This is a genomic window from Pseudomonas sp. H1_D05, from assembly GCF_054682705.1.
The window spans coordinates 1,385,625-1,406,628 of record NZ_CP162825.1; the positions used below are offsets into that span (position 1 = coordinate 1,385,625).

At 59.4% G+C, this 21,004-nt stretch carries 19 protein-coding genes and 1 riboswitch; of the genes, 9 read left to right on the plus strand and 10 right to left on the minus strand.

The window, feature by feature from the left end; translation table 11 throughout:
• Positions 1-106 precede the first annotated feature (106 nt).
• On the minus strand, positions 107-490 hold the full coding sequence (locus AB4O11_RS06330) for an MAPEG family protein (RefSeq protein ID WP_008081053.1): 384 nt from the start codon (positions 488-490) through the stop codon (positions 107-109).
• Between the two features lie 38 nt (positions 491-528).
• Positions 529-1,362: an EamA family transporter gene (locus AB4O11_RS06335; protein WP_093429860.1), complete on the minus strand. Its 834-nt coding sequence runs from the start codon at positions 1,360-1,362 to the stop codon at positions 529-531.
• Positions 1,363-1,574: 212 nt separating this feature from the next.
• Here AB4O11_RS06335 and AB4O11_RS06340 point away from each other — a divergent pair, with 212 nt between their 5' ends.
• Complete coding sequence (locus AB4O11_RS06340; RefSeq protein ID WP_093429859.1) at positions 1,575-2,744, plus strand: MFS transporter; 1,170 nt, start codon at positions 1,575-1,577, stop codon at positions 2,742-2,744.
• A 267-nt stretch (positions 2,745-3,011) separates the two neighbouring features.
• Positions 3,012-4,277, plus strand: a complete 1,266-nt coding sequence (locus tag AB4O11_RS06345) for a cation:proton antiporter (RefSeq protein WP_460130356.1) — start codon at positions 3,012-3,014, stop codon at positions 4,275-4,277.
• Here AB4O11_RS06345 and AB4O11_RS06350 read toward each other — a convergent pair whose 3' ends face one another.
• Complete coding sequence (locus AB4O11_RS06350) at positions 4,278-5,165, minus strand: formate/nitrite transporter family protein (protein WP_093429857.1); 888 nt, start codon at positions 5,163-5,165, stop codon at positions 4,278-4,280.
• A gap of 174 nt (positions 5,166-5,339) precedes the next feature.
• Positions 5,340-5,747 (minus strand): acyl-CoA thioesterase, encoded by a 408-nt coding sequence (locus AB4O11_RS06355; protein ID WP_016984776.1) that lies wholly within the window; start codon positions 5,745-5,747, stop codon positions 5,340-5,342.
• A gap of 198 nt (positions 5,748-5,945) precedes the next feature.
• A riboswitch (S-adenosyl-L-homocysteine riboswitch) is annotated at positions 5,946-6,044 on the plus strand.
• A 23-nt stretch (positions 6,045-6,067) separates the two neighbouring features.
• Here AB4O11_RS06355 and ahcY point away from each other — a divergent pair.
• The 4 genes from ahcY (at position 6,068) to AB4O11_RS06375 (ending at position 11,543) form a co-directional block, all read left to right on the plus strand.
• Positions 6,068-7,477, plus strand: a complete 1,410-nt coding sequence (ahcY, locus tag AB4O11_RS06360; protein ID WP_064388105.1) for an adenosylhomocysteinase — start codon at positions 6,068-6,070, stop codon at positions 7,475-7,477.
• 156 nt (positions 7,478-7,633) lie between these two features.
• On the plus strand, positions 7,634-8,479 hold the full coding sequence (gene metF, locus AB4O11_RS06365) for a methylenetetrahydrofolate reductase [NAD(P)H] (RefSeq protein WP_093429977.1): 846 nt from the start codon (positions 7,634-7,636) through the stop codon (positions 8,477-8,479).
• A 145-nt stretch (positions 8,480-8,624) separates the two neighbouring features.
• Positions 8,625-9,437 (plus strand): substrate-binding periplasmic protein, encoded by an 813-nt coding sequence (locus AB4O11_RS06370; protein WP_460089148.1) that lies wholly within the window; start codon positions 8,625-8,627, stop codon positions 9,435-9,437.
• A 222-nt stretch (positions 9,438-9,659) separates the two neighbouring features.
• Positions 9,660-11,543 (plus strand): DEAD/DEAH box helicase, encoded by a 1,884-nt coding sequence (locus tag AB4O11_RS06375; protein ID WP_460130357.1) that lies wholly within the window; start codon positions 9,660-9,662, stop codon positions 11,541-11,543.
• A 169-nt stretch (positions 11,544-11,712) separates the two neighbouring features.
• Here AB4O11_RS06375 and AB4O11_RS06380 read toward each other — a convergent pair whose 3' ends face one another.
• The 3 genes from AB4O11_RS06380 to AB4O11_RS06390 all read right to left on the minus strand — a co-directional run bounded on the left by AB4O11_RS06380 (position 11,713) and on the right by AB4O11_RS06390 (position 15,254).
• Entirely contained in the window at positions 11,713-12,291 is a 579-nt protein-coding gene (locus AB4O11_RS06380) for a YceI family protein (protein ID WP_038358767.1), read from the minus strand.
• A 31-nt stretch (positions 12,292-12,322) separates the two neighbouring features.
• Positions 12,323-12,874, minus strand: coding sequence for a cytochrome b (locus tag AB4O11_RS06385; RefSeq protein ID WP_460130358.1), 552 nt, complete (start codon positions 12,872-12,874; stop codon positions 12,323-12,325).
• 610 nt (positions 12,875-13,484) lie between these two features.
• Positions 13,485-15,254: a flavin monoamine oxidase family protein gene (locus AB4O11_RS06390; RefSeq protein ID WP_460130359.1), complete on the minus strand. Its 1,770-nt coding sequence runs from the start codon at positions 15,252-15,254 to the stop codon at positions 13,485-13,487.
• 223 nt (positions 15,255-15,477) lie between these two features.
• Here AB4O11_RS06390 and AB4O11_RS06395 point away from each other — a divergent pair, with 223 nt between their 5' ends.
• Together AB4O11_RS06395 and AB4O11_RS06400 are read left to right on the plus strand one after the other, a co-directional pair.
• Positions 15,478-16,884 carry an adenosylmethionine--8-amino-7-oxononanoate transaminase gene (locus AB4O11_RS06395; RefSeq protein WP_320336205.1) on the plus strand — a complete coding sequence of 469 codons (1,407 nt, stop codon included), beginning with the start codon at positions 15,478-15,480 and terminating at the stop codon, positions 16,882-16,884.
• Positions 16,885-17,029: 145 nt separating this feature from the next.
• A complete protein-coding gene (locus AB4O11_RS06400) occupies positions 17,030-17,749 on the plus strand; it encodes a 16S rRNA (uracil(1498)-N(3))-methyltransferase (RefSeq protein ID WP_460089152.1) in 720 nt (239 codons plus the stop codon).
• Between the two features lie 172 nt (positions 17,750-17,921).
• Here the strand turns inward: AB4O11_RS06400 and trhA are convergent, their stop codons facing one another.
• Positions 17,922-18,539, minus strand: coding sequence for a PAQR family membrane homeostasis protein TrhA (gene trhA, locus AB4O11_RS06405; RefSeq protein ID WP_460130360.1), 618 nt, complete (start codon positions 18,537-18,539; stop codon positions 17,922-17,924).
• Between the two features lie 141 nt (positions 18,540-18,680).
• Here trhA and AB4O11_RS06410 point away from each other — a divergent pair, with 141 nt between their 5' ends.
• Positions 18,681-19,601 (plus strand): LysR family transcriptional regulator, encoded by a 921-nt coding sequence (locus AB4O11_RS06410; protein ID WP_099757407.1) that lies wholly within the window; start codon positions 18,681-18,683, stop codon positions 19,599-19,601.
• 213 nt (positions 19,602-19,814) lie between these two features.
• Here AB4O11_RS06410 and madM read toward each other — a convergent pair whose 3' ends face one another.
• Together madM and madL are read right to left on the minus strand one after the other, a co-directional pair.
• Positions 19,815-20,579 (minus strand): malonate transporter subunit MadM, encoded by a 765-nt coding sequence (gene madM, locus AB4O11_RS06415; protein ID WP_038861195.1) that lies wholly within the window; start codon positions 20,577-20,579, stop codon positions 19,815-19,817.
• A gap of 5 nt (positions 20,580-20,584) precedes the next feature.
• Positions 20,585-20,977 (minus strand): malonate transporter subunit MadL, encoded by a 393-nt coding sequence (gene madL, locus AB4O11_RS06420; protein WP_016984760.1) that lies wholly within the window; start codon positions 20,975-20,977, stop codon positions 20,585-20,587.
• Between the last annotated feature and the right edge of the window lie 27 nt (positions 20,978-21,004).

The window sequence follows — 21,004 nt, forward strand, 5'->3', positions numbered from 1 at the left end:
GAGGTAATCAGATAGCTATCGCGAGCAGGCTCACTCCTACAGGGGAACGCATTCCAAAATGTAGGAGTGAGCCTGCTCGCGATGAGGCCATCAGCAACACCGATAATCAAACAGACACAAAGAAGAACGAAGCAATCAACCCCATCCCCACAAACCACACCAGCGAGCGCAGGATCGCCCAGTCCGCCAGGTAGCAAATGATGTAGAGCAGGCGACTGGTGATAAACAGCACCGCCAGCACATTGACCGTCACCAGCTCCGCCGTCCCCACCAGGTGCGCAACAATCACTGCCGCCGCAAATGCCGGCGTCACTTCAAAGCTGTTCATCTGCGCGGCATGGGCACGCCTCGCCACACCGTTGAGACTTTCGAGAAAGTCGCGCGGATCGTGGTTATCACTCAGCCGGTAGCCGCCCACGGCTTTCGCTACGCCAGTGCAGATATACGGCAGGAAAATCGCAATCAACACACACCACAGAGCCACCGTCATAACGCCGTCCTTTTTCGAGTTTTAGAGTTCGCGAGCGGTCAGAACTTCATTACCAGCATGCCGATCAGTACCAGCCCACAGGCTAAGAGCCGCGGCCGGCCAAAAGGTTCTTTGAGGTAACGCATACCGAACAGCACTACCAGAATCACGCTGATCTCGCGCAATGCCGCCGCCTCCGCAATCGAGCCCAATTGCATCGCCCACAGCACCAGAGCGTAGCTGGCCAATACGCAGAAGCCCACCGCCAACCCCAGCTTCCATTGCTCACGCCAGAACAACATGAACGCCGGACGCTTGGCGACCCACGCCAACAGCGGAAACGGCCAGGCGCTGAGCAGCGTGACCCAGACCAGATAATCCAAAGGATGGGACCAGCGCCGCAACGCCTGGCCATCAATGTAGGTGTAGCAGCCGATGCACAGGCCGATCAGCGCCACCACCGGCAGCATCGACCATGGCAAATGCTTGCCACCGCCACCCTGCCATAGCAGACAAACCATGCCGAACGGGATCAGCATGATGCCGAAGATTTGCTGCGTGGTGAGCACCTCTCCCGCGAAGATCAGGGTCAGCGCGAGCACCACCAAAGGCGATAATCCACGCATCAGCGGATATACCAGCCCGAGATCGCCGACCCGGTAGGCTTGAATCAGCAGGTAGCGATACAGCAGCTCAAAGGCTGCCGAAGCGAGAATCCATGGCCAGATTTCCATGGGCGGCAAGCTTACGAATGGAAACGCGATGGCAACGACCAGCAGCGCCACGGTGTCCATGCACGCCACTACCAACAGTCGCTCGGCGCTGAACTTGATTAACGTATTCCACGTCGCATGCAACAGCGCCGCCATCAATACCAAAGCTGTCGCCAGCACGTTCCACTCCTTATTGTTGTTAGCGAGCCAATTAGTCAGATTATTGATTCGCGATGTGTCAGCAGCTGTTTATACTGCAAGCGACCACGCCGCACTCAGTTGCGCACAGAAAAATACCAATAATCCCTGCCTGCACCGCCCTCCATCGAGATCGGTCGTCGGCCTGCGTATGCCTGATCAAAGCGTCAAGACTATCGACAGAGACCTTGCGCATGCCACTCGCCTTGCTTGCACTCGCTGTTGCCGCGTTCGGCATCGGCACCACTGAATTCGTCATCATGGGCCTGCTGCCCGATGTCGCCCGGGACCTCTCCGTGAGTATTCCCCATGCGGGCCTGCTGATTACCGGCTACGCCCTGGGCGTGGTCTTCGGCGCCCCGATCCTGGCGATCGGCACCGCAAACATGCCGCGCAAAGCAACGTTGCTGGGCATGACGCTGATGTTCATCCTCGGCAACATCCTCTGCGCACTGGCGCCCAACTACGCGACGCTGATGGCCGCTCGTGTGGTCACAGCCCTCTGTCACGGCGCGTTCTTCGGCATTGGCTCGGTGGTTGCCGCCGGGCTGGTCGCACCGAACAAACGCGCGCAGGCGATTGCAATGATGTTCACCGGCCTGACCTTGGCCAACGTTCTCGGCGTGCCGCTGGGCACGGCGCTCGGGCAGTATGCCGGCTGGCGCTCGACGTTCTGGGCGGTGTCGGTGATTGGTGTGATTGCGGCGCTCGCGCAATGGTTGTGGCTGCCAAAACACATCCCCATGGACAAGGCCAACCTCGCCAGCGAATTCAAGGTACTGGGCAAGGTCAACGTGTTGCTGGCTCTGGGCATGAGTGTGCTCGCGTCGACCAGTCTGTTCAGCGTGTTTACCTATATCGCGCCGATCCTCCAGGACATCACCGGCGTCAGCCCGCATGGCGTGACGGTGATGTTGCTGTTGTTCGGCGTCGGTTTGACCGGTGGCAGCATGCTCGGCGGGCGTCTGGCTGATAGCCGTTTGTTGCCGTCGCTGGTCGGTGTGGCCTTGGCGGTGGTGGTGATTCTGGCGGCGTTCAGTCAGACCAGTCGCTCGGTGGTGCCAGCGGCAATCACGCTGGTGCTGTGGGGGATTTTCGCTTTTGCGCTGTGCCCGATTCTGCAACTGCTGATCATCGATCAGGCGCATGAAGCACCGAACCTGGGCTCGACGTTGAACCAGAGCGCATTCAACCTTGGCAACGCAGCGGGTGCGTGGATCGGCGGACTGGTGGTGGCCAGTGGCGCGGATCTGGCGGACTTGCCATGGACGGGTGCGCTGGTCGGTGTATTGACGGTGCTGACGGCGCTGTTTTTCATCTATCTGCAACGTCGCGAAGCGGCTGCGGTCAATGTGTCCGGCTAGCCCTCACCCTAACCCTCTCCCAGAGGGAGAGGGGACTGAATGGGGGATGCTTCAGAAGTACGCCGACCTGAACGCGCATTGCCGAATCCATAATCGACTCGGTTATTCAGGTCGATGCATGCCACAAGACAATAAGGTCGGCTCCCTCTCCCTCCGGGAGAGGGCTGGGGTGAGGGAAGCTTGTGCCCTCTGTCGCTCTCAGCCCATCAAACCCCTGCGCCCAAACATCGGGCGCGCTCCACTCACCCCTCATCCAAAGGACCCCGGATGCTTGAACTTGTCGCCGCTTTCATCTGCCTCACCACCCTCCTCACCTTCGTCAATTTCCGCTTCATCGGCCTGCCGCCGACCATCGGCGTGATGGTCACCGCGCTACTGTTCTCGCTGATCCTGCAAGGCCTGAGCGTGCTCGGTTACCCCGGTCTCGAAGAACGCGTGCAGCAACTGATTGGCCAGATCGACTTCGGCGATCTGCTGATGAACTGGATGCTCTCGTTCCTGCTGTTCGCCGGCGCCCTGCACGTCAACCTCAATGATTTGCGCAGCTACCGCTGGCCCATCGGCCTGCTGGCGACCTTCGGCGTATTGATTGCCACCACGGTGATCGGCAGCCTCGCCTATTACATTTTCGCCCTGTTCGGCTGGCACGTGAGTTTCCTGTACTGCCTGTTGTTCGGCGCGCTGATTTCGCCGACCGACCCCATCGCGGTGCTCGGCGTGCTGCGTACCGCCAATGCCTCGAAACCGCTGAAAACCACCATCGTCGGCGAGTCGCTGTTCAACGACGGCACAGCCGTGGTGGTGTTCACCGTGTTGCTGGGCATCGCCCAACTTGGCGAAACCCCGACCATCAGCGCCACCGCGATGTTGTTCGTTCACGAAGCGATTGGCGGCGTGCTGTTTGGCGGCCTGATCGGTTATCTGGTTTATCGAATGATCAAAAGCGTCGAGCAGCATCAAATCACCGTGATGCTGACGCTGGCGCTGGTCATTGGTGGTTCGGCGATGTCTACCGAGATTCACGTTTCCGCACCGATTGCGATGGTGGTCGCAGGTCTGATCATCGGTAACGTCGGGCGCAATCTGGCGATGAATGACATGACCCGTCGTTATCTCGACGGTTTCTGGGAATTGCTCGATGACATGCTCAACGCGCTGCTGTTCGCGCTGATCGGCGTGGAGCTGTTGCTGCTGCCATTCAACTGGTTGCACATGGCCGCGGCAGGTTTGTTGGCGGTGGCGATTCTGCTGTCGCGCCTGCTCACCGTGGCCCCGGCGATTGTCCTGCTGCGCCGCTGGCGGACGGTGCCGGCCGGCACCATCCGGATTCTGACCTGGGGCGGTTTGCGCGGCGGTGTTTCGGTGGCACTGGCGCTGGCCCTGCCATTGGGCCCGGAGCGCGATCTGCTGCTGAGCATCACTTACATCGTGGTGCTGTCATCGATCCTGTTGCAGGGTCTGACCATCGGCAAACTGGTCAAGTACGCAACTCGCAACGAGTCCGTGACCATCAGCGAAGCCGCTCACCACTGATCATTTTTTGATCTCCTGCGGTTCAGGTTTCCCGGCCTGATCCGCAGGCTCCTTAGGCGCACCGCTCTCGCTGCGAATCTGCGCATGGCTGATCAGCGCAAAGATAAAGCTGCCACCAATGATATTCCCCGCCAACGTGGGACCTGCGAAGACCATCCAGAAATCGCTCCACGGCAACTCGCCGGCAAACACCAGATACGACACTTCCGCTGAACCCACCACAATATGGGTGAAATCGCCGAGCGCCATCAGATAAGTGATGAGGATGATGATCCACATCTTCGCGCTCTCCATGGACGGGATCATCCAGACCATGGTGGCGATCATCCAGCCGGAAACGATGCCTTTGGCGAACATCTGACTGGCGTGGTTCTCCATCACCTTGCGGCCAATTTCGAGGAAGGCGTGGTCAGTCTTGGTGTCGAAGATCGGCAGTTCGAGCATCACGTACGCAACCAGAATCGTCCCGCACAGATTACCGACCAAAACCACTGTCCACAGGCGGATCAACCGGCCGAAGTTTTTCAGGGTCGGCTTGGTCATGACCGGCAATACGGCGGTCAAGGTGTTTTCGGTAAACAGTTGCTGGCGGGCGAGGATCACCGCGAGGAAGCCTGCGCAGTAGCCGAAACTGGCGATTACCTTGAACTCGTCACCTTCGGGCAGACGCGAATTGAGCAGGCCCATGCCCATCAATGACAGGCCCATGGTCAACCCCGCCGCCAACGCCGACCACCAGAGCGCGGCGATGCTGCGTTCCAGTTCCTGATCGCCTTGGGTGCGGATGATTTCATGCAGAACGGCCGCGCGGGGCGGCTGGCTTTTCTCGACTTCGTGTTGCTCATCGGCCGAGAGATCGGGGGTCTTGCCGTCGGTGGGGGTGGTCATGGCGTGGGAACCGTGGGGGTGGTGTTTACCTACGACCCCGGCGGTTCATGGCTGTTCAGTGGCCTGATCAATCTTCGGTGACAGGACAACCGCTTTCGCGAGCAAGCTCGCTCCCACAGGTACAGCGTGATCCTTGTGGGAGCGAGCTTGCTCGCGAAGAAAGCACCGCCGATGTTATTTGGTGACTAACTCATCTTCCTGGAACTGATCTTTCACATATTTGATTTCAGTGCGCCCGTGCGGTGCGGGCAAGCCGTCTTCGCCCAGATTCACGAAAACCATCTTCTCAACCGTCAGAATACTCTTGCGGGTGATTTTGTTGCGCACTTCGCAGGTGAGGGTGATCGAGGTGCGGCCGAACTCGGTGGCAGTGATACCCAGTTCGATGATGTCGCCCTGGCGCGAGGCGCTGACGAAATTGATTTCGGAAATGTACTTGGTCACCACGCGCTGGTTGCCCAACTGGACGATCGCGTAAATCGCCGCTTCTTCGTCGATCCAGCGCAACAGGCTGCCACCGAACAGGGTGCCGTTGGGGTTGAGGTCTTCGGGTTTTACCCATTTGCGGGTGTGGAAATTCATCTTCACTCCTGAGTGTCTTGCCGAACGATGGACGGTATCTTGGCAGACTGAGCGGTCAGGCTCCATGCGGCTTCGACTATGGTCGTCATTAACGATCTTCATCTGGCCGACAGAAACCCTTTGGAAGATCAGTCTAGACGGCTATAATCGCCCCCGTTTCAAAACGGTAACGTTCACTTGCTACCGTTTTCCCGCCACCTGTCCGAGGGGCGCTGCAGCAGGTTCAACCTGTCAGGCTCGGATGGGGCGTTGACTGGCTCAGGCCGGACACTAAACGCACAACGGCGCCCATTCGCATACATTACGAATGGAGGCTCTTCATGAGCGCTGTTATCACGCCTGCAGATTTTAACGATTACAAAGTTGCCGACATGTCCCTGGCTGCCTGGGGCCGTCGCGAAACCATCATCGCCGAATCGGAAATGCCGGCCCTGATGGGTCTGCGTCGCAAGTACTCCGGCGAACAGCCGTTGAAAGGCGCCAAGATCCTCGGCTGCATCCACATGACCATTCAGACTGCCGTGCTGATCGAAACCCTGGTTGCCCTGGGTGCCGAAGTACGCTGGTCGTCCTGCAACATTTTCTCGACTCAGGATCAGGCTGCTGCCGCTATCGCTGCTGCCGGTATCCCGGTTTTCGCCTGGAAAGGCGAAACTGAAGAAGAGTACGAGTGGTGCCTGGAGCAGACCATCCTGAAGGATGGCCAGCCATGGGACGCCAACATGATCCTCGACGACGGCGGCGACCTGACTCAGCTGCTGCACGACAAGTACCCACAAGTACTGGATCGCGTTCACGGCGTGACCGAAGAAACCACCACCGGCGTACACCGTCTGCTGGACATGCTGGCCAAAGGCGAGCTGAAAATCCCGGCCATCAACGTCAACGACTCGGTGACCAAGTCCAAGAACGACAACAAGTACGGCTGCCGTCACAGCCTGAACGACGCGATCAAGCGTGGTACCGACCACCTGCTGTCCGGCAAGCAAGCGCTGGTCATCGGTTACGGTGACGTGGGCAAGGGTTCGGCTCAGTCGCTGCGTCAGGAAGGCATGATCGTTAAAGTCTCCGAAGTTGACCCGATCTGCGCCATGCAAGCATGCATGGACGGTTTCGAACTGGTTTCGCCGTTCATCGACGGTATCAACGACGGTTCCGAAGCGAGCATCGACAAAGCGCTGCTGGGCAAGATCGACCTGATCGTGACCACCACCGGTAACGTCAATGTTTGCGACGCGAACATGCTCAAAGCCCTGAAGAAGCGCGCTGTTGTCTGCAACATCGGTCACTTCGACAACGAAATCGACACCGCTTTCATGCGCAAGAACTGGGCATGGGAAGAAGTGAAGCCACAGGTACACAAGATCCACCGTACCGGCCCGGGCGCGTTCGACGCGCAGAACGACGACTACCTGATCCTGCTGGCCGAAGGCCGTCTGGTTAACCTGGGTAACGCCACTGGCCACCCAAGCCGCATCATGGACGGTTCGTTCGCCAACCAGGTTCTGGCACAGATCTTCCTGTTCGGCCAGAAGTACGCCGACCTGTCGCCAGCCCAGAAAGCCGAGCGTCTGACCGTTGAAGTACTGCCGAAGAAACTCGACGAAGAAGTGGCTCTGGAAATGGTTCGCGGCTTCGGCGGCGTGGTCACCCAACTGACCAAGCAACAGGCTGACTACATCGGCGTGACCGTCGAAGGCCCGTTCAAGCCGCACGCTTACCGCTACTAACAGGTGCTTGCTCGCTCTCCCTGTGGGAGCGAGCCTGCTCGCGAAGGCGGTTTATCATTCAGCATCCGTGTTGTCTGACCCGGCGCTTTCGCGAGCAGGCTCGCTCCCACACGGGATTGCAGCGCCTCGAAGGTTCTTGTTTCCAAGGGTATGACCATGTCCCAAGACCGTCGCTACAGCTTCGAGTTCTTCCCGACCAAGACCGATGCTGGGCATGAAAAGCTGCTCAACGTTGCCCGTCAGTTGGCAACGTACAATCCCGATTTCTTCTCCTGCACCTATGGCGCTGGTGGTTCGACCCGTGATCGCACCCTCAACACCGTTCTGCAACTGGAAAGCGAAGTCAAAGTACCGGCCGCACCGCACCTGTCGTGCGTCGGCGACAGCAAGGACGACCTGCGCGGCCTGCTGAACGAGTACAAGGCTGCCGGCATCAAGCGTATCGTCGCGCTGCGTGGCGACCTGCCATCCGGCATGGGCATGACCAGCGGTGAGCTGCGTCACGCCAATGAACTGGTTGAATTCATTCGTGAAGAAACCGGTGATCATTTCCATATCGAAGTTGCCGCTTACCCGGAGATGCATCCGCAAGCACGCAACTACGAAGACGATCTGGCCAATTTCATCCGCAAGGCCCGTGCCGGCGCCGACAGCGCCATCACCCAGTACTTCTTCAACGCCGACAGCTACTTCTATTTCGTCGAGCGTTTGCAGGCGCAGGGTGTGGATCTGCCGATCGTTCCGGGGATCATGCCGATCACCAACTACAGCAAACTCGCGCGCTTCTCTGATGCCTGCGGTGCGGAAATCCCGCGCTGGATCCGCAAGCAACTGGAAGCCTACGGCGATGACACGCAAAGCATTCAGCGCTTTGGTGAGCAAGTCGTCAGCGAGATGTGCGAACGCCTGCTGCAAGGTGGCGCGCCGGGTCTGCACTTCTATTCCATGAACCAGGCTGAGCCTAGTCTGGCGATCTGGAATAACCTGAAGTTGCCGCGTTAAGCCTCATAGAAAGATCAAAAGATCGCAGTCTTCGGCAACTCCTACAGGGGTGTCGCAGCTGCGATTTTTTGCTTTTAAAGGCCCGAAACAGAGCTTGTGCAGGCACTTTCTGGCTCTTTCGCGTTTCTCGTCGTAATCTCAAGCCATGCCTTTGATCACGCAGTTATTCGCCGTGCTGGTTTTTGCTTGCCTGAGCTTCGCCGCTCGAGGCGAAAAGTTGCGTATTGTCACCGAGCCGTGGGCGCCCTATGTCTACGAAGAGAACGGTAAAAGCCTCGGGCTGGATTACGAAACCACGGCCATTGTCTTCAAACGTCTGGGCATCGAAGTCGAATGGCAGTTCTTGCCGTGGAAGCGCTGCCTGTCGATGCTTGAGACCGGTCAGGCCGATGGCGCGCTGGACATTTTTCACAGCGACGAGCGCGACGCCACCCTGCTTTACCCGAGCGAGCCGCTGTCGGACGTCGAGTTCGTCCTGTTCTACGCCAACGACCGGCCGCACCCGTTCAGCAAACTCGAAGAGCTCAAAGGCCTGACCATCGGCACCTCGCCGGGTTATCTGTACAGCCCCGATTTCAGCGAATCAACACTGTTTACCCGTGAACCGGCACCGACCCACGAAGCCAACTTCGGCAAACTGGTGCGCGGTCGCATCGACTTGCTGATCACCGATCGCCGTGTCGGTCAGCACTTGCTCGATGAGCTGGATATTCGCGATCAGATCACCGAAAACCCCACTGTCATTAGCCGCCAGAGCCAGTTTCTCGCGGTTAGACGCAATGCCGGCATGGATTTGCTGGTGCAGCGATTTGGCGCCGAGCTCAAGCGATTCAAGCGCGAACCGGCTTACGCTGAGCTGAGCGCACGCTACGGCGCGGCTCCCGCCATGGCTGCGCCGCTGGGCAATGCCACGGCCAGCGGCAAAACCGTTGAGCAGCAGGAAAGCAGCGCGCAGTGATTGCTCTGTTATACTCCGGCGTTCCCGCCAGGCTCACGCCCGGACGCCCGGAACCGTAACAGGCCTCTCGACCCGCTACAGCGCAGCTTTGCAGCCCGCGCGAGCGCTCCAGACGTGCCTTCGGAACCGCAGCAGGACCGGACGGGATTGCGTCCTCTTAAACGTGATTCGCGCCAGGCAAGACTCCCATTGGGCCAAGCCCTAACTAAAACAGGATTACTCATGTCCTTTGCTTCCCTCGGTCTCTCCGAGGCTTTAGTCCGCGCCATCGAAGATGCGGGCTATACCGAGCCTACTCCGGTGCAACAGCGGGCCATTCCCGCCGTGTTGCAAGGTCGCGACCTGATGGTTGCGGCACAGACAGGTACCGGTAAAACCGGCGGTTTCGCCCTTCCGATCCTGGAGCGGTTGTTCCCCAACGGTCACCCGGACAAATCCCAGCGTCATGGCCCGCGCCAACCGCGCGTACTGGTCCTGACCCCGACCCGCGAACTCGCGGCCCAGGTTCACGAGAGCTTCAAGATCTACGCCCGTGACCTGAAATTCGTCAGCGCCTGCATCTTCGGCGGCGTCGGCATGAACCCACAGGTTCAGGCCATGTCCCGTGGCGTCGACGTGCTCGTTGCCTGCCCGGGTCGCTTGCTCGACCTCTGCGGCCAGGGCAGCGTTGACCTGTCCCACGTGGAAATCCTCGTCCTCGACGAAGCCGACCGCATGCTCGACATGGGTTTCGTGCACGACGTGAAGAAAGTCCTCGCGCGCCTGCCGTCCAAGCGTCAGAACCTGCTGTTCTCGGCGACCTTCTCCAAAGACATCACCGACCTCGCCGGCAAGCTGCTGCACAACCCGGAACGCATCGAAGTGACGCCGCCGAACACCACGGTCGAGCGCATCGAACAACGCGTGTTCCGTCTGCCGGCCAGCCACAAGCGTGCGCTGCTGGCGCACCTGATCACCGCCGGCGCGTGGGAACAGGTGCTGGTGTTCACCCGCACCAAGCACGGCGCCAACCGTCTGGCCGAGTACCTGGACAAGCACGGCCTGCCGGCTGTAGCGATCCACGGTAACAAGAGCCAGAACGCGCGCACCAAAGCGCTGGCCGACTTCAAGGCCAACCAGGTACGCATCCTGGTTGCGACCGACATCGCCGCACGCGGTCTGGACATCGATCAGTTGCCACACGTGGTCAACTTCGAACTGCCGAACGTCGATGAAGACTACGTGCACCGTATCGGCCGTACTGGCCGTGCCGGTCGTTCGGGCGAGGCGATCTCGCTGGTTGCCCCGGACGAAGAGAAACTGCTGAAAAGCATCGAACGCATGACCAAGCAGAAAATCGCCGACGGCGACCTGATGGGCTTCGATTCGAGCACCATTGAAGCCGAGAAGCCGGAAGTGCGTGAGCGTCCGGACGTGCGTAACCCACGCAATCCACGTGGCCCACGCGGCGACGGCCCGAATGGCGGCGGCGGTGGCGGCGGTCGTAAAGACAAAGGCAAAGACAAGGGCAAGGAAAAACCGGCCGGCGAACGTGGCGAGCGCCCTGCTCGTCAGCAGAAACCGCGCGAAGGCACTCCGAGCCGCGAACAGCGTCCGAGCCAACCGCCACGTGCGGCGGCTGATCGTGCACCGGACGAGTTCCTCGACGACGATATCGATAACTTCGGTAACCGTGTTGATTACGTACCAAAACCAGCCCCTGCCGGCGGCCGTGGCCGTCGTCCAAGCGCACCGGCTCAAGGTGCAGGCGCAGGTTCGGGTGCACCACGTGGCGGTCAGTCGCAGGGTCGTCAGAACGGTCCGCGCAACAGCAACGGTTCGAGCACCGGCACCCCGCCAGCCAAGCGTAGCGGCCCGCGCAACGGCGCACCGCGTGATGGTCAGTCGGGTCGTCGCGACGAATCCTCCTCGTCCTCGCGCAATCGTCGTCCGGCCCGTGACGATCAGCCACGCAGCGAGCCAGCCGTGCAGAACCCGCGCAGCAACGGCCCGAAGATCATGCACAAGGAATCGAAAGCCGACCGCTTCCCGACGCCTGAGCAGCTCGATCAACTGCCAAGCCGCCCGCGTGGCGAAAAACCAGCATTGCTGACCCGCAATCGCTGAGTTAACGCCGCCATATAAAATGCCCCGACTCGCAAGAGCCGGGGCATTTTTTTGCCGCCACGAATCCCCCTGAATCACCGCTCCCACAGGGGATGCGTGTGTGTCGTAGGCAATAAAAAACGCCCCCGATCTTTCGACCGGGGGCGTTTTTTGTGTGGCGGGAGGAAAGTTATTTAACTTTCACGCCTTCCAGCGAGATGTCCAGATCCGCAGTTTGCGAGGTAGGACCTGGGCCCTTGATCCCGAAATCGTTCAGGTTGAGGGTGGTCTTGGCATTGAAGCCAGCGCGCTCGCCGCCCCATGGATCCTTGCCTTCGCCGTTGAACGTAGCCTTGAAGGTCACAGGCTTGGTCACACCGTGCAGGGTCAGGTCGCCAGTCACGTCTGCAGTCTTTTCACCGGTCGATTTAACGGCGGTGGAGACGAACTTGGCATCAGCAAACTTGCCAACATCCAGGAAGTCTTTGCTGGCGATGTGCTTGTCACGTTCAGCGTGGTTCGACCACAGGCTGGCGGTTTTCACATCAACCGAGATCTTGCTGGCTTCAGGCTTGGCCGAATCCCACGAGAATGTACCGTCGAAATCCTTGAAAGTACCGTGAATGAAGCTGTAGCCCAGGTGGCTGATTTTCCAGTCAACGAAGGCGTGCTGGCCTTCCTTGTCGATTTTGTAGTCCGCAGCCATGGCCTGACCAGCCGAGAGCAGTGCAGAACCGATTGCCAGAGCGGCCAGAGTCTTTTTCAACATGCTTTCTTTTCCTTTGAGTCGAGGTTGAATTTCAGGCTTTGCGACCGAGCATTCGCGTCAGGGTCGCATCACGATCGATAAAGTGGTGCTTCAATGCTGCCAACGCATGGAGGCCGGAAAAAATTACCAGTGCCCACGCGAACCAGAGATGAATCACCCCAGCGGTATCTGCCTGATCCGGTAGCCCGGAAACCAGTGCAGGAACTTCAAACAGGCCAAACACCGGAATCCCGACACCGTCTGCGGTGGAAATCAGGTAACCGGCAAGCATCACAGCGAACAGCGCCAGATACAGAAACCCATGGCCGAACTTGGCGCCGATACGGGTCATCCGGCTGTAGCTTTGCAGCGTCGGCGGCGGCGGGCTGATAAAGCGCCACAGCACCCGCAACACCATCACACCCAGCAGCACCAGACCGATGCTCTTGTGCAGATCCGGCGCCTCTTTGCGCCAGCTGCTGTAGTAATCCAGCCCGACCATCCACAGGCCCAGCGCGAACAGCCCGAAGACCACCAGCGCCACGCCCCAGTGCATGAAGATACTGACCCAACCATAGCGCGAAGAAGAGTTACGTAGCTGCATTGCCCAAATCCTGTGAGAACTGCGAACCAAGACTAGCGAGTTATCTATCGAATTAAAGCGGAAAATTTTGCTTTGAAATATCGAGAAATACGATCAAGAGTCTGAAAGTGGCGTGTTAAGGAAAGATTAAAGGCGATTTTGGCGTGGGACGTCTGGACAAATGATCGTTGCTGAACCCTCGGGCGCCTGCACAAGCGCAAGCAAAGGTGGCCAAGGGAAACTGCCGAACGGGACAGAGTTATTCAAGTAACCGGTTCTTTATTCATGGCTGATTAGTTATGAAGTACCGCCGGTGGTTGCAGGCAATCGGCGCTGTAGGGATCTATCTGGCATTTATGCGCGAGTTCTGAACTATAACCGCCAGGTAAGAAACGCCCGTTGGAGCAACCTGGAAGTGCAATCAGCAAAAGCATGAGCGTGAACGTTTTCATCAAGTGCCTCCTATTTTTCCCAGCATAGAATTGGCGCCGGGGCACCCGCTATCACCTCACTCTGAGTACTTTGTGGGAAGGCTCCGGTACACAAGTAAGCTCCGTGACCGGATGGCGAAGGACAAAAATGCAGGAAAAAAAACGCGACCCGAAGGCCGCGTTTTTATTGAAGCAAAGGCCTACTGCGCCTTGGTCTCGGTCGTTGCCGCAGGCTTGGCCGCTGGCTTCTTCGCCGGCTCAGCCTTCTGCGCTGCCGGTTTCGCCGCAGGCTTTTTCGCCTCGGTTTTAGCCGCTGGCTTCTTCACCGCTGGCTTGGCCGCCGCTTTCTTCGCCGGTGCAGCTTTCACTGGTGCCGCAGGCTTTGGCGCTTCCACCGGAGCTGGCGCAGGTGCCGGAGTCGGCGCAGGCGCTGGAGCGACCGGAGCTGGAGCCGGCTCTGGCGCCTTCACAGGCTCAGGCTTCTTCTCGTCATCCGAACCGCCAAACAGATTAGTGAAGAAGTTGCCCTTCTTCGCCGCCACGGCACCCGCCGCGCCTGCCGCTGCTGCAGCCGGCACTACTTTGGCTGGCTCGAACGATTTGCCTGCCGCCAGATCTTCAACCTGACTCGCCGCCCGCTGACCGGTGCGCAGCGCGCCTTCCAGGGTGCCCGGGTACAAGGTGTCGGTGTGTTCGCCGGCGAACGTCACGCGTTGCAGCGGACGTTCCCACAGACGCCAGAACTTGCTGATCTGCCCCGGGCCGTAAGCCAGGTAGGCGCCGCCCATCGACGGGTCGGTGCTGTAGCGACGGATTTCATAACCGGTGAACGAGCCACGAGCCTGTGGATAAAACGCGTGCAGACGAATTAGCACCTGATCGACCATTTGCTTGTCGCCAAACGCCTGCATCACACGAGCGTTGTCGCCGGACAGGTTGATCACCACGTTGGCGCCGCCCTTCAGGGCAGGTTCGATCCAAAGCATGCCGAGACCGGTGTTGCTGTAGATCTCGCCGGACATGCGCGCCTTGCTTTCCCACACCGGCGTCTTGAACTTCAGCATGATCTGGTCGCGCCAGCCGTAGTTGGTGCCCTTGATCGCAGCCAGATGCTGAGCATCCAGCGCCGGCGTCAGGGCAATCTTGTTCAGTGCACGCAGCGGCACGGCCAACACGACGTAGTCAGCCTGATAGCCAACACTGCCGACCTTGACGGTCACGCCGTCCTTGTCCTGAGTGATCGCGGACACCGGCGAGTTGGTCTTGATGGTTTTGATCTGTTTGACGAACGCCTGCGCCAGCACTTGGCTGCCGCCGACCAGACGCGAAGCGCGCAGGTCACGGTCGGAGATGCCGCGATACACGCGGTTCTGCTGAGCGAAATACAGCAGCGACAGACGCGAAGGCTCGTCGTAGTGGGTGCGGATGTCCTGGTTGATCAACTGACGTGCGGTGGCCGGCAGGTTCTGCTTGTCGAGCCAGCTCGATACGGTGATCTGGTCCAGTGCGTGCAGGGTGCTGGTTGCCGCCGGGTTTTGCGGGTCGTCGATCGAACGCGCCAGATCATCGAGGGTTTTCTGGTAGCGCTTCAAGGCATCGGCGGTGGCCGGCTGTTTGGTCGCCAGATCGGCAGCGGAGAAATACTCGCCATCGATCAGATAACCCGGTGTACGCACGAATTCAGGGGCTGGCGTGGTGCTCAGCTTGAACGTCGAAACGTACTTGTTCAGCACTGGCTGGGTCTTGTCGTTGCCGATCCACTCGCTGGTGGCCATACCCGAGCGACCACCCAGGCTCGGTTTGGCTTCCAGCAGGGTGACCTGCCAGCCTTTGTTTTGCAGCTCATAAGCGGCGGTCAGGCCCGACAGGCCGCCGCCGATCACGATTGCAGTTTTATCCTTGGCCAGCGCTGTAACGCTGAACAGCCCCAACATCACCAGCGCACAGGCGCGCAGCCAACCGACAGACATTCAGCGAACTCCGGAAATACACGTAGGAAAAAGCAGTTTTGCGGGTCAGACGACCCAAAGAACCGCGAAGAATACGTTAGCCATCAAAACGCCGCCAGCGACGTCTATCGGCTCATACAAAGTAGCTCAATCGACACAATGGGTTGTCCCCGCGCGACGCATTGCATAGGCTTGCGCGATTGTTTGCCCGCGCCTGACGCGAGCCGCCTCGAGGAGACTGTAAATGGGCCTGAATAACCAGTGGATGCAACGCGACCTCGCGGTGTTGTGGCATCCCTGTACCCAGATGAAAGACCACGAACAGCTGCCGCTGATCCCGATCAAGCGCGGCGAAGGCGTCTGGCTCGAAGACTTCGAAGGCAAGCGCTACCTCGACGCCGTCAGCTCGTGGTGGGTCAACGTGTTCGGCCACGCCAACCCGCGCATCAACCAGCGCATCAAGGATCAGGTCGATCAGCTGGAACACGTGATTTTGGCCGGTTTCAGCCATCAACCGGTGATCGAGCTGTCCGAGCGTCTGGTGAAGATGACCCCGGAAGGCCTGAACCGGGTGTTCTATGCCGATAACGGTTCGTCCTGCATCGAAGTCGCGCTGAAGATGAGCTTTCATTACTGGCTCAATCGCGGCCAACCGAACAAGAAGCGCTTCGTCACCCTGACCAACAGCTACCACGGTGAAACCATGGCAGCGATGGCGGTCGGTGACGTGCCGCTGTTCACCGAAACCTACAAAGCGCTGTTGATGGACACCATCAAGGTGCCGAGCCCGGATTGCTACGGACGCCCCGAAGGCATGAGCTGGGAAGACCATTCGCGCAATATGTTCGCCGCCATGGAACAGACCTTGGCAGAAAATCATGACAGCGTCGCGGCAGTGATCGTCGAGCCGCTGATTCAGGGCGCCGGCGGCATGCGCATGTATCACCCGGTGTATCTGACGTTGCTGCGCGAGGCCTGCGACCGCTACGGCGTGCACCTGATTCTCGACGAAATCGCCGTCGGCTTTGGTCGCACCGGAACCATGTTTGCCTGTGAACAGGCCGGCATTCGCCCGGACTTTCTCTGCTTGTCGAAGGCGCTGACCGGCGGCTATCTGCCGCTGGCGGCGTGCCTGACCACCGATGAGGTCTACAGCGCGTTCTACGACGACTATCCAACCCTGCGCGCCTTCCTCCACTCGCACAGCTACACCGGCAACCCGCTGGCGTGCGCGGCGGCACTGGCAACGCTGGATATCTTCGAGCAGGACAACGTCATCGAGAACAACAAGGCGCTGGCTCAGCGCATGGCGTCGGCGACGGCGCATCTGGTCGATCACCCGAACGTCTCCGAAGTACGCCAGACCGGCATGGTCCTGGCCATCGAGATGGTCAAGGATAAAGCCACGAAAGAGGCCTACCCTTGGCAGGAACGTCGCGGTTTGAAAGTGTTCCAGCATGCACTGGAACGTGGCGCGTTGCTGCGCCCGCTCGGTAGCGTGGTGTATTTCCTGCCGCCGTACGTGATCACCCCGGAGCAGATCGACTTCCTCGCCGAAGTGGCCAGCGAAGGCATCGATATAGCGACGCGTGACAGCGTCAGCGTCGCCGTGCCAAAAGACTTCCACCCGGGGTTCCGCGATCCAGGCTGATTCAAAAAATTTGTGGCGCCTGAACTGCCGCTTTCGCGAGCAAGCTCGCTCCCACAGGGGAATGCATTCCAAATGTGGGAGCGAGCTTGCTCGCGAATGAAGTCGACACCGATCCACCTGATTCACATCTTTCCAGAGACCCGAAATGAGACTGTCCCGCTTCTTTATCGACGCCCCGCTGAGCACCGGCGAACACGAATTGCCGGAAGCCCAGGCGCATTACATCAGCCGCGTACTGCGCATGGCCGAGGGCGATGCGGTGCAGTTGTTCGACGGTTCCGGCCATGAATTTCGCGGCGCCCTGCTGGAAGTCGGCAAGAAGCGCGTGACCGTGCAGATCGATGAGCAATTCGCCGGCCAGGTCGAATCGCCGCTGCACATTCACCTCGGCCAGGGCCTGTCCCGTGGCGAGCGAATGGACTGGGCGATTCAGAAAGCCACCGAACTGGGCGTGAATGAAATCACCCCGATCTTCAGTGATCGCTGTGAAGTCCGCCTCAAGGACGAACGCGCCGACAAACGCCTGCTGCATTGGCGTCAGGTGGCGATCAGCGCGTGTGAGCAATGTGGACGCTCGCGGGTGCCGGTGATTCATCCGCCGGTGTTGTTGGCGGACTGGATCAAGCAGGCCGAAGCCGAGTTGAAACTGGTGCTGCACCCGGTGGCGGAGCCGTTGGTGAGTCATGCCAAACCGGCGACGCTGGCGTTCCTGATCGGGCCGGAAGGCGGTTTGACAGATGCCGAAGTCGAGCAGGCCAAGGGCAACGGTTTCCACGCCGCCCGCCTTGGACCGCGCGTATTGCGTACCGAGACGGCGCCAGTGGTTGCACTGGCGGTGGCTCAACAGCTTTGGGGTGATTTCTAATCCAAAATTGGAATACGTCCCCCTGATTGATCGTTCCCACGCAGCCCGGGACGCGGAGCGTCCCGGGCTGCGTGGGAATGCAGCCCGGGACGCTCCGCGTCCCAAACGGCGTGACGCAGAGCGTCACAGGAGGCGTTACCACGCAGAGCGTGGGAACGATCAGTCAGCCGGGCTACAGGACATAAAACAGAATCGCCACAAAGTGCAGCAAACTCCCGGCAATCACGAACAAATGCCAGATCCCGTGCGCATGCCGCAACCGGTGATCAAGGGCAAAAAAGATAATCCCCACCGTGTACAAAGCCCCGCCCGATGCCAGCCAGGCAAACCCGGCCGTACCCAGCGCCGCAATCAAAGGCTTCACCGCCACCAACACAATCCAGCCCATCACCGCATAAATCACGATCGATAGAATCCGCGCCTCCGAACGCGGTTTGATTTCTTGCAGAATGCCGATCAGCGCCAGCCCCCAGACAATCCCGAACAACGTCCAGCCCCACGGCCCACGCAGGGTGACCAGACAGAATGGCGTGTAGCTACCGGCAATCAGCAAATAGATCGAAAAGTGATCAACCTTCTTCATGATCGCTTTCTTGCGCCCGCGCACGCTGTGGTACACGGTCGATGCGCTGTAGAGCACCAACAAGGTGAAAGCGTAAATCGCCACACTGACAATCTTCCACGGGCTGCCGTCCAGGCAGGCAATCACCAACATCCAGACGCCGCCGACAAAAGCCGCCACTGCCCCGACCAGATGGGTCCAGGCGTTCAATCGTTCTCCGTGATACATGTATCGCTCACCTCAAATTCGTTACCGCAGCGCGCAAGGCTCGGGCCTTAAGCGTAAAAGCGCAATGTTTCTGTTCAACGCGGACCTGCGCACGCCACGGTAATTGGGCACAATCGAAGCATTCCAAAAAGAGTCCGCGCCATGCTGATCGACGAAGAATTGACCCTGAAAAAACTCGAGGTGTTCCTCGCTTTCATGCGTACCGGCAACCTCGCGCGCGCCGCTGCCGAGTTACAGACCAGCAACGTCAGCGTGCACCGCGCGATCCACTCGCTGGAAAGCGCCCTGCGCTGCCCGCTGTTCAAACACGAAGGGCGCAACCTGACGCCGCTGGAAAGCGCTTATGTGCTCGAAGAACGGGCGCAGAAGCTGATCAACGACGTCGTCGAAAGCGTACGCTTGACCCGCGAAGCCGCCGGGTTCTCCGCCGAACGCTTCAAACTCGGCTCGCTGTATTCGCTGACCGTGAAAACCGTACCGCAACTGATCATGGGCCTGAAGATCCGCCGCAGCGAACTCAACATCGACCTGATCCTCGGCTCGAACATCGACCTGCTCTACAAGCTGAAGAACATGGAAGTCGACGCGATTCTGGTGTCGCTGGACGACAGCATCAACGACCCGGATTGCGAGCAGATTGCGCTGTTTTCCGACGACATCTTCCTCGCCACACCGGCGGATTCAAAGTTTGCCCAGCGCAGTGAAGTGGATCTGGCGGAAGTCCGGGATGAAACTTTTATCACCTTGACCCAGGGTTTTGCCACGCATCAGGACGGTAACCGGGTATTCAAGCAGGCGGGGTTCGAGCCGAAGGTGGCGATGCAGGTGAATGACATCTTCACGCTGTTGAGCATGGTCAGTTCGGGAGTGGGTTATGCATTGCTGCCGGGGCGGATTGCGGCGGTGTATGAGAATCGGGTGAAGTTGATTCCGCTGCAGGAGAAGTACCGGTTGCAGCAGCACATTGGCGTGGTGTTTTTGAAGGCCAAGGAGAGGGATCCGAATTTGCTGGCGTTGCTGGCGGAGTGTCGGATGTATGCCAATCGACAGGCTGGGATTTAGAGCAAAATCAAGATCAAGAGCTACCCCCTCACCCCAGCCCTCTCCCCCAAGGGGGCGAGGGGGAAAGGGAGCAGATCTTCATGGGTTTCGGAACCTGAGTTCGACATAAGAATTTCAGATCGATGTATAACGCCAAAACAACTCGGTCAGTCCCCTCTCCCTACGGGCGGTCCGACGTTTCGGGAGGGCTAGGGTGAGGGCAGCTCTTAGCTGTTATCCCATCAACCCGCGCATCGCCAGAAACAACAGCGAAGGCCCAAGCAAACACCCAAGCGCCGTATAAAACGCCGCCGTCAGACACCCGTAAGGCACCAGCTTCGGATCCGTCGCCGCCAACCCGCCGGCCACACCGCTGGACGTGCCCATCAGCCCGCCAAAAATCACCGCGCTGCGTGGATTGTTCAGGCCAATCATCGGCGCCACGAACGGCGTCATCACCATCACCAGAATCGCCTTGATCAACCCCGCTGCAATCGACAACGCCATCACCTCGGAACTGGCACCAATCGCCGCGCCGGTCACCGGGCCGACAATGTAAGTCACCGCGCCGGCACCAATAGTGGTCAGGCTCACGGCATCGGTATAACCGAACGCCATCGCCACACCGACCCCGGCGACAAACGAAGTCCCCACCCCGACAAACAGCGCCAGCACTCCGACGAACCCGGCACGCTTGAGTTCATCGACACTCACGCCAAACGCCGTGGCCACAATCGCGAAATCGCGCAGCATCGCCCCACCGAGCAAGCCGATGCCCGACAGCAACGGAATATCCACCACGCCCTTCTGCCCACCGGTCAGTGCGCCGCCGACATACGACAGCACCAGCCCGAGCAGAATGGCGATGGCCGAGCCGTGCAAACGGCCCTTGGTGAAGGTGTTGGACATCCAGTAGGACACCCACATGGTCAGCCCGACAATCAGGAAACCGCTGATCAAACCGTAACCGGTGATCACTTTCATCATTGATTCGTACATGGCGCTTACCCCGCAGTCTTGGCTGGAGCGATCGGGGTCTGCTCCTTGTTGCCCATGCGCGTCAGCACGGGCACCAGGGCAAAAGCGATCACCACAGCGAGGGTGCCGGCAAGAATCGCCATAGGCCCGCCCTTGAGCGCGCCATAGACGTTTTGCTGCGCGGCCATGGCGACCACGATCGGAATGTAGATAGCGCTCCAGAACTCGACGCCCTGCTCGGTCTTGCCCTTGAGCCAGCCGCTTTTGTTCAGATAACTGCCCAGGCCAATCAACAGCAGCATCGCAATGCCGACACCGCCGACGTTGGCCGGCACGCCGATCAGCTTGCCGAGCAGTTCACCGACCCAGATACCCACCAGCGTACAAAAGGCGAGAAACGCCACACCGTAAATAATCATTGTTGTAGTCCTCAAAGTGCATCGTCG

What these genes read in the sequence shown, in the direction of transcription:
- AB4O11_RS06395 (WP_320336205.1), top strand. Translation starts at nt 15,478, where the DNA reads ATGGGCCTGAATAACCAGTGGATGCAACGCGACCTCGCGGTGTTGTGG.
- AB4O11_RS06330 (WP_008081053.1), bottom strand. Translation starts at nt 490, where the DNA reads ATGACGGTGGCTCTGTGGTGTGTGTTGATTGCGATTTTCCTGCCGTAT.
- ahcY (WP_064388105.1), top strand. Translation starts at nt 6,068, where the DNA reads ATGAGCGCTGTTATCACGCCTGCAGATTTTAACGATTACAAAGTTGCC.
- madL (WP_016984760.1), bottom strand. Translation starts at nt 20,977, where the DNA reads ATGATTATTTACGGTGTGGCGTTTCTCGCCTTTTGTACGCTGGTGGGT.
- AB4O11_RS06385 (WP_460130358.1), bottom strand. Translation starts at nt 12,874, where the DNA reads ATGCAGCTACGTAACTCTTCTTCGCGCTATGGTTGGGTCAGTATCTTC.
- metF (WP_093429977.1), top strand. Translation starts at nt 7,634, where the DNA reads ATGTCCCAAGACCGTCGCTACAGCTTCGAGTTCTTCCCGACCAAGACC.
- AB4O11_RS06370 (WP_460089148.1), top strand. Translation starts at nt 8,625, where the DNA reads ATGCCTTTGATCACGCAGTTATTCGCCGTGCTGGTTTTTGCTTGCCTG.
- AB4O11_RS06350 (WP_093429857.1), bottom strand. Translation starts at nt 5,165, where the DNA reads ATGACCACCCCCACCGACGGCAAGACCCCCGATCTCTCGGCCGATGAG.
- AB4O11_RS06340 (WP_093429859.1), top strand. Translation starts at nt 1,575, where the DNA reads ATGCCACTCGCCTTGCTTGCACTCGCTGTTGCCGCGTTCGGCATCGGC.
- AB4O11_RS06355 (WP_016984776.1), bottom strand. Translation starts at nt 5,747, where the DNA reads ATGAATTTCCACACCCGCAAATGGGTAAAACCCGAAGACCTCAACCCC.
- AB4O11_RS06375 (WP_460130357.1), top strand. Translation starts at nt 9,660, where the DNA reads ATGTCCTTTGCTTCCCTCGGTCTCTCCGAGGCTTTAGTCCGCGCCATC.
- madM (WP_038861195.1), bottom strand. Translation starts at nt 20,579, where the DNA reads ATGTACGAATCAATGATGAAAGTGATCACCGGTTACGGTTTGATCAGC.
- AB4O11_RS06410 (WP_099757407.1), top strand. Translation starts at nt 18,681, where the DNA reads ATGCTGATCGACGAAGAATTGACCCTGAAAAAACTCGAGGTGTTCCTC.
- AB4O11_RS06390 (WP_460130359.1), bottom strand. Translation starts at nt 15,254, where the DNA reads ATGTCTGTCGGTTGGCTGCGCGCCTGTGCGCTGGTGATGTTGGGGCTG.
- AB4O11_RS06380 (WP_038358767.1), bottom strand. Translation starts at nt 12,291, where the DNA reads ATGTTGAAAAAGACTCTGGCCGCTCTGGCAATCGGTTCTGCACTGCTC.
- trhA (WP_460130360.1), bottom strand. Translation starts at nt 18,539, where the DNA reads ATGTATCACGGAGAACGATTGAACGCCTGGACCCATCTGGTCGGGGCA.
- AB4O11_RS06345 (WP_460130356.1), top strand. Translation starts at nt 3,012, where the DNA reads ATGCTTGAACTTGTCGCCGCTTTCATCTGCCTCACCACCCTCCTCACC.
- AB4O11_RS06400 (WP_460089152.1), top strand. Translation starts at nt 17,030, where the DNA reads ATGAGACTGTCCCGCTTCTTTATCGACGCCCCGCTGAGCACCGGCGAA.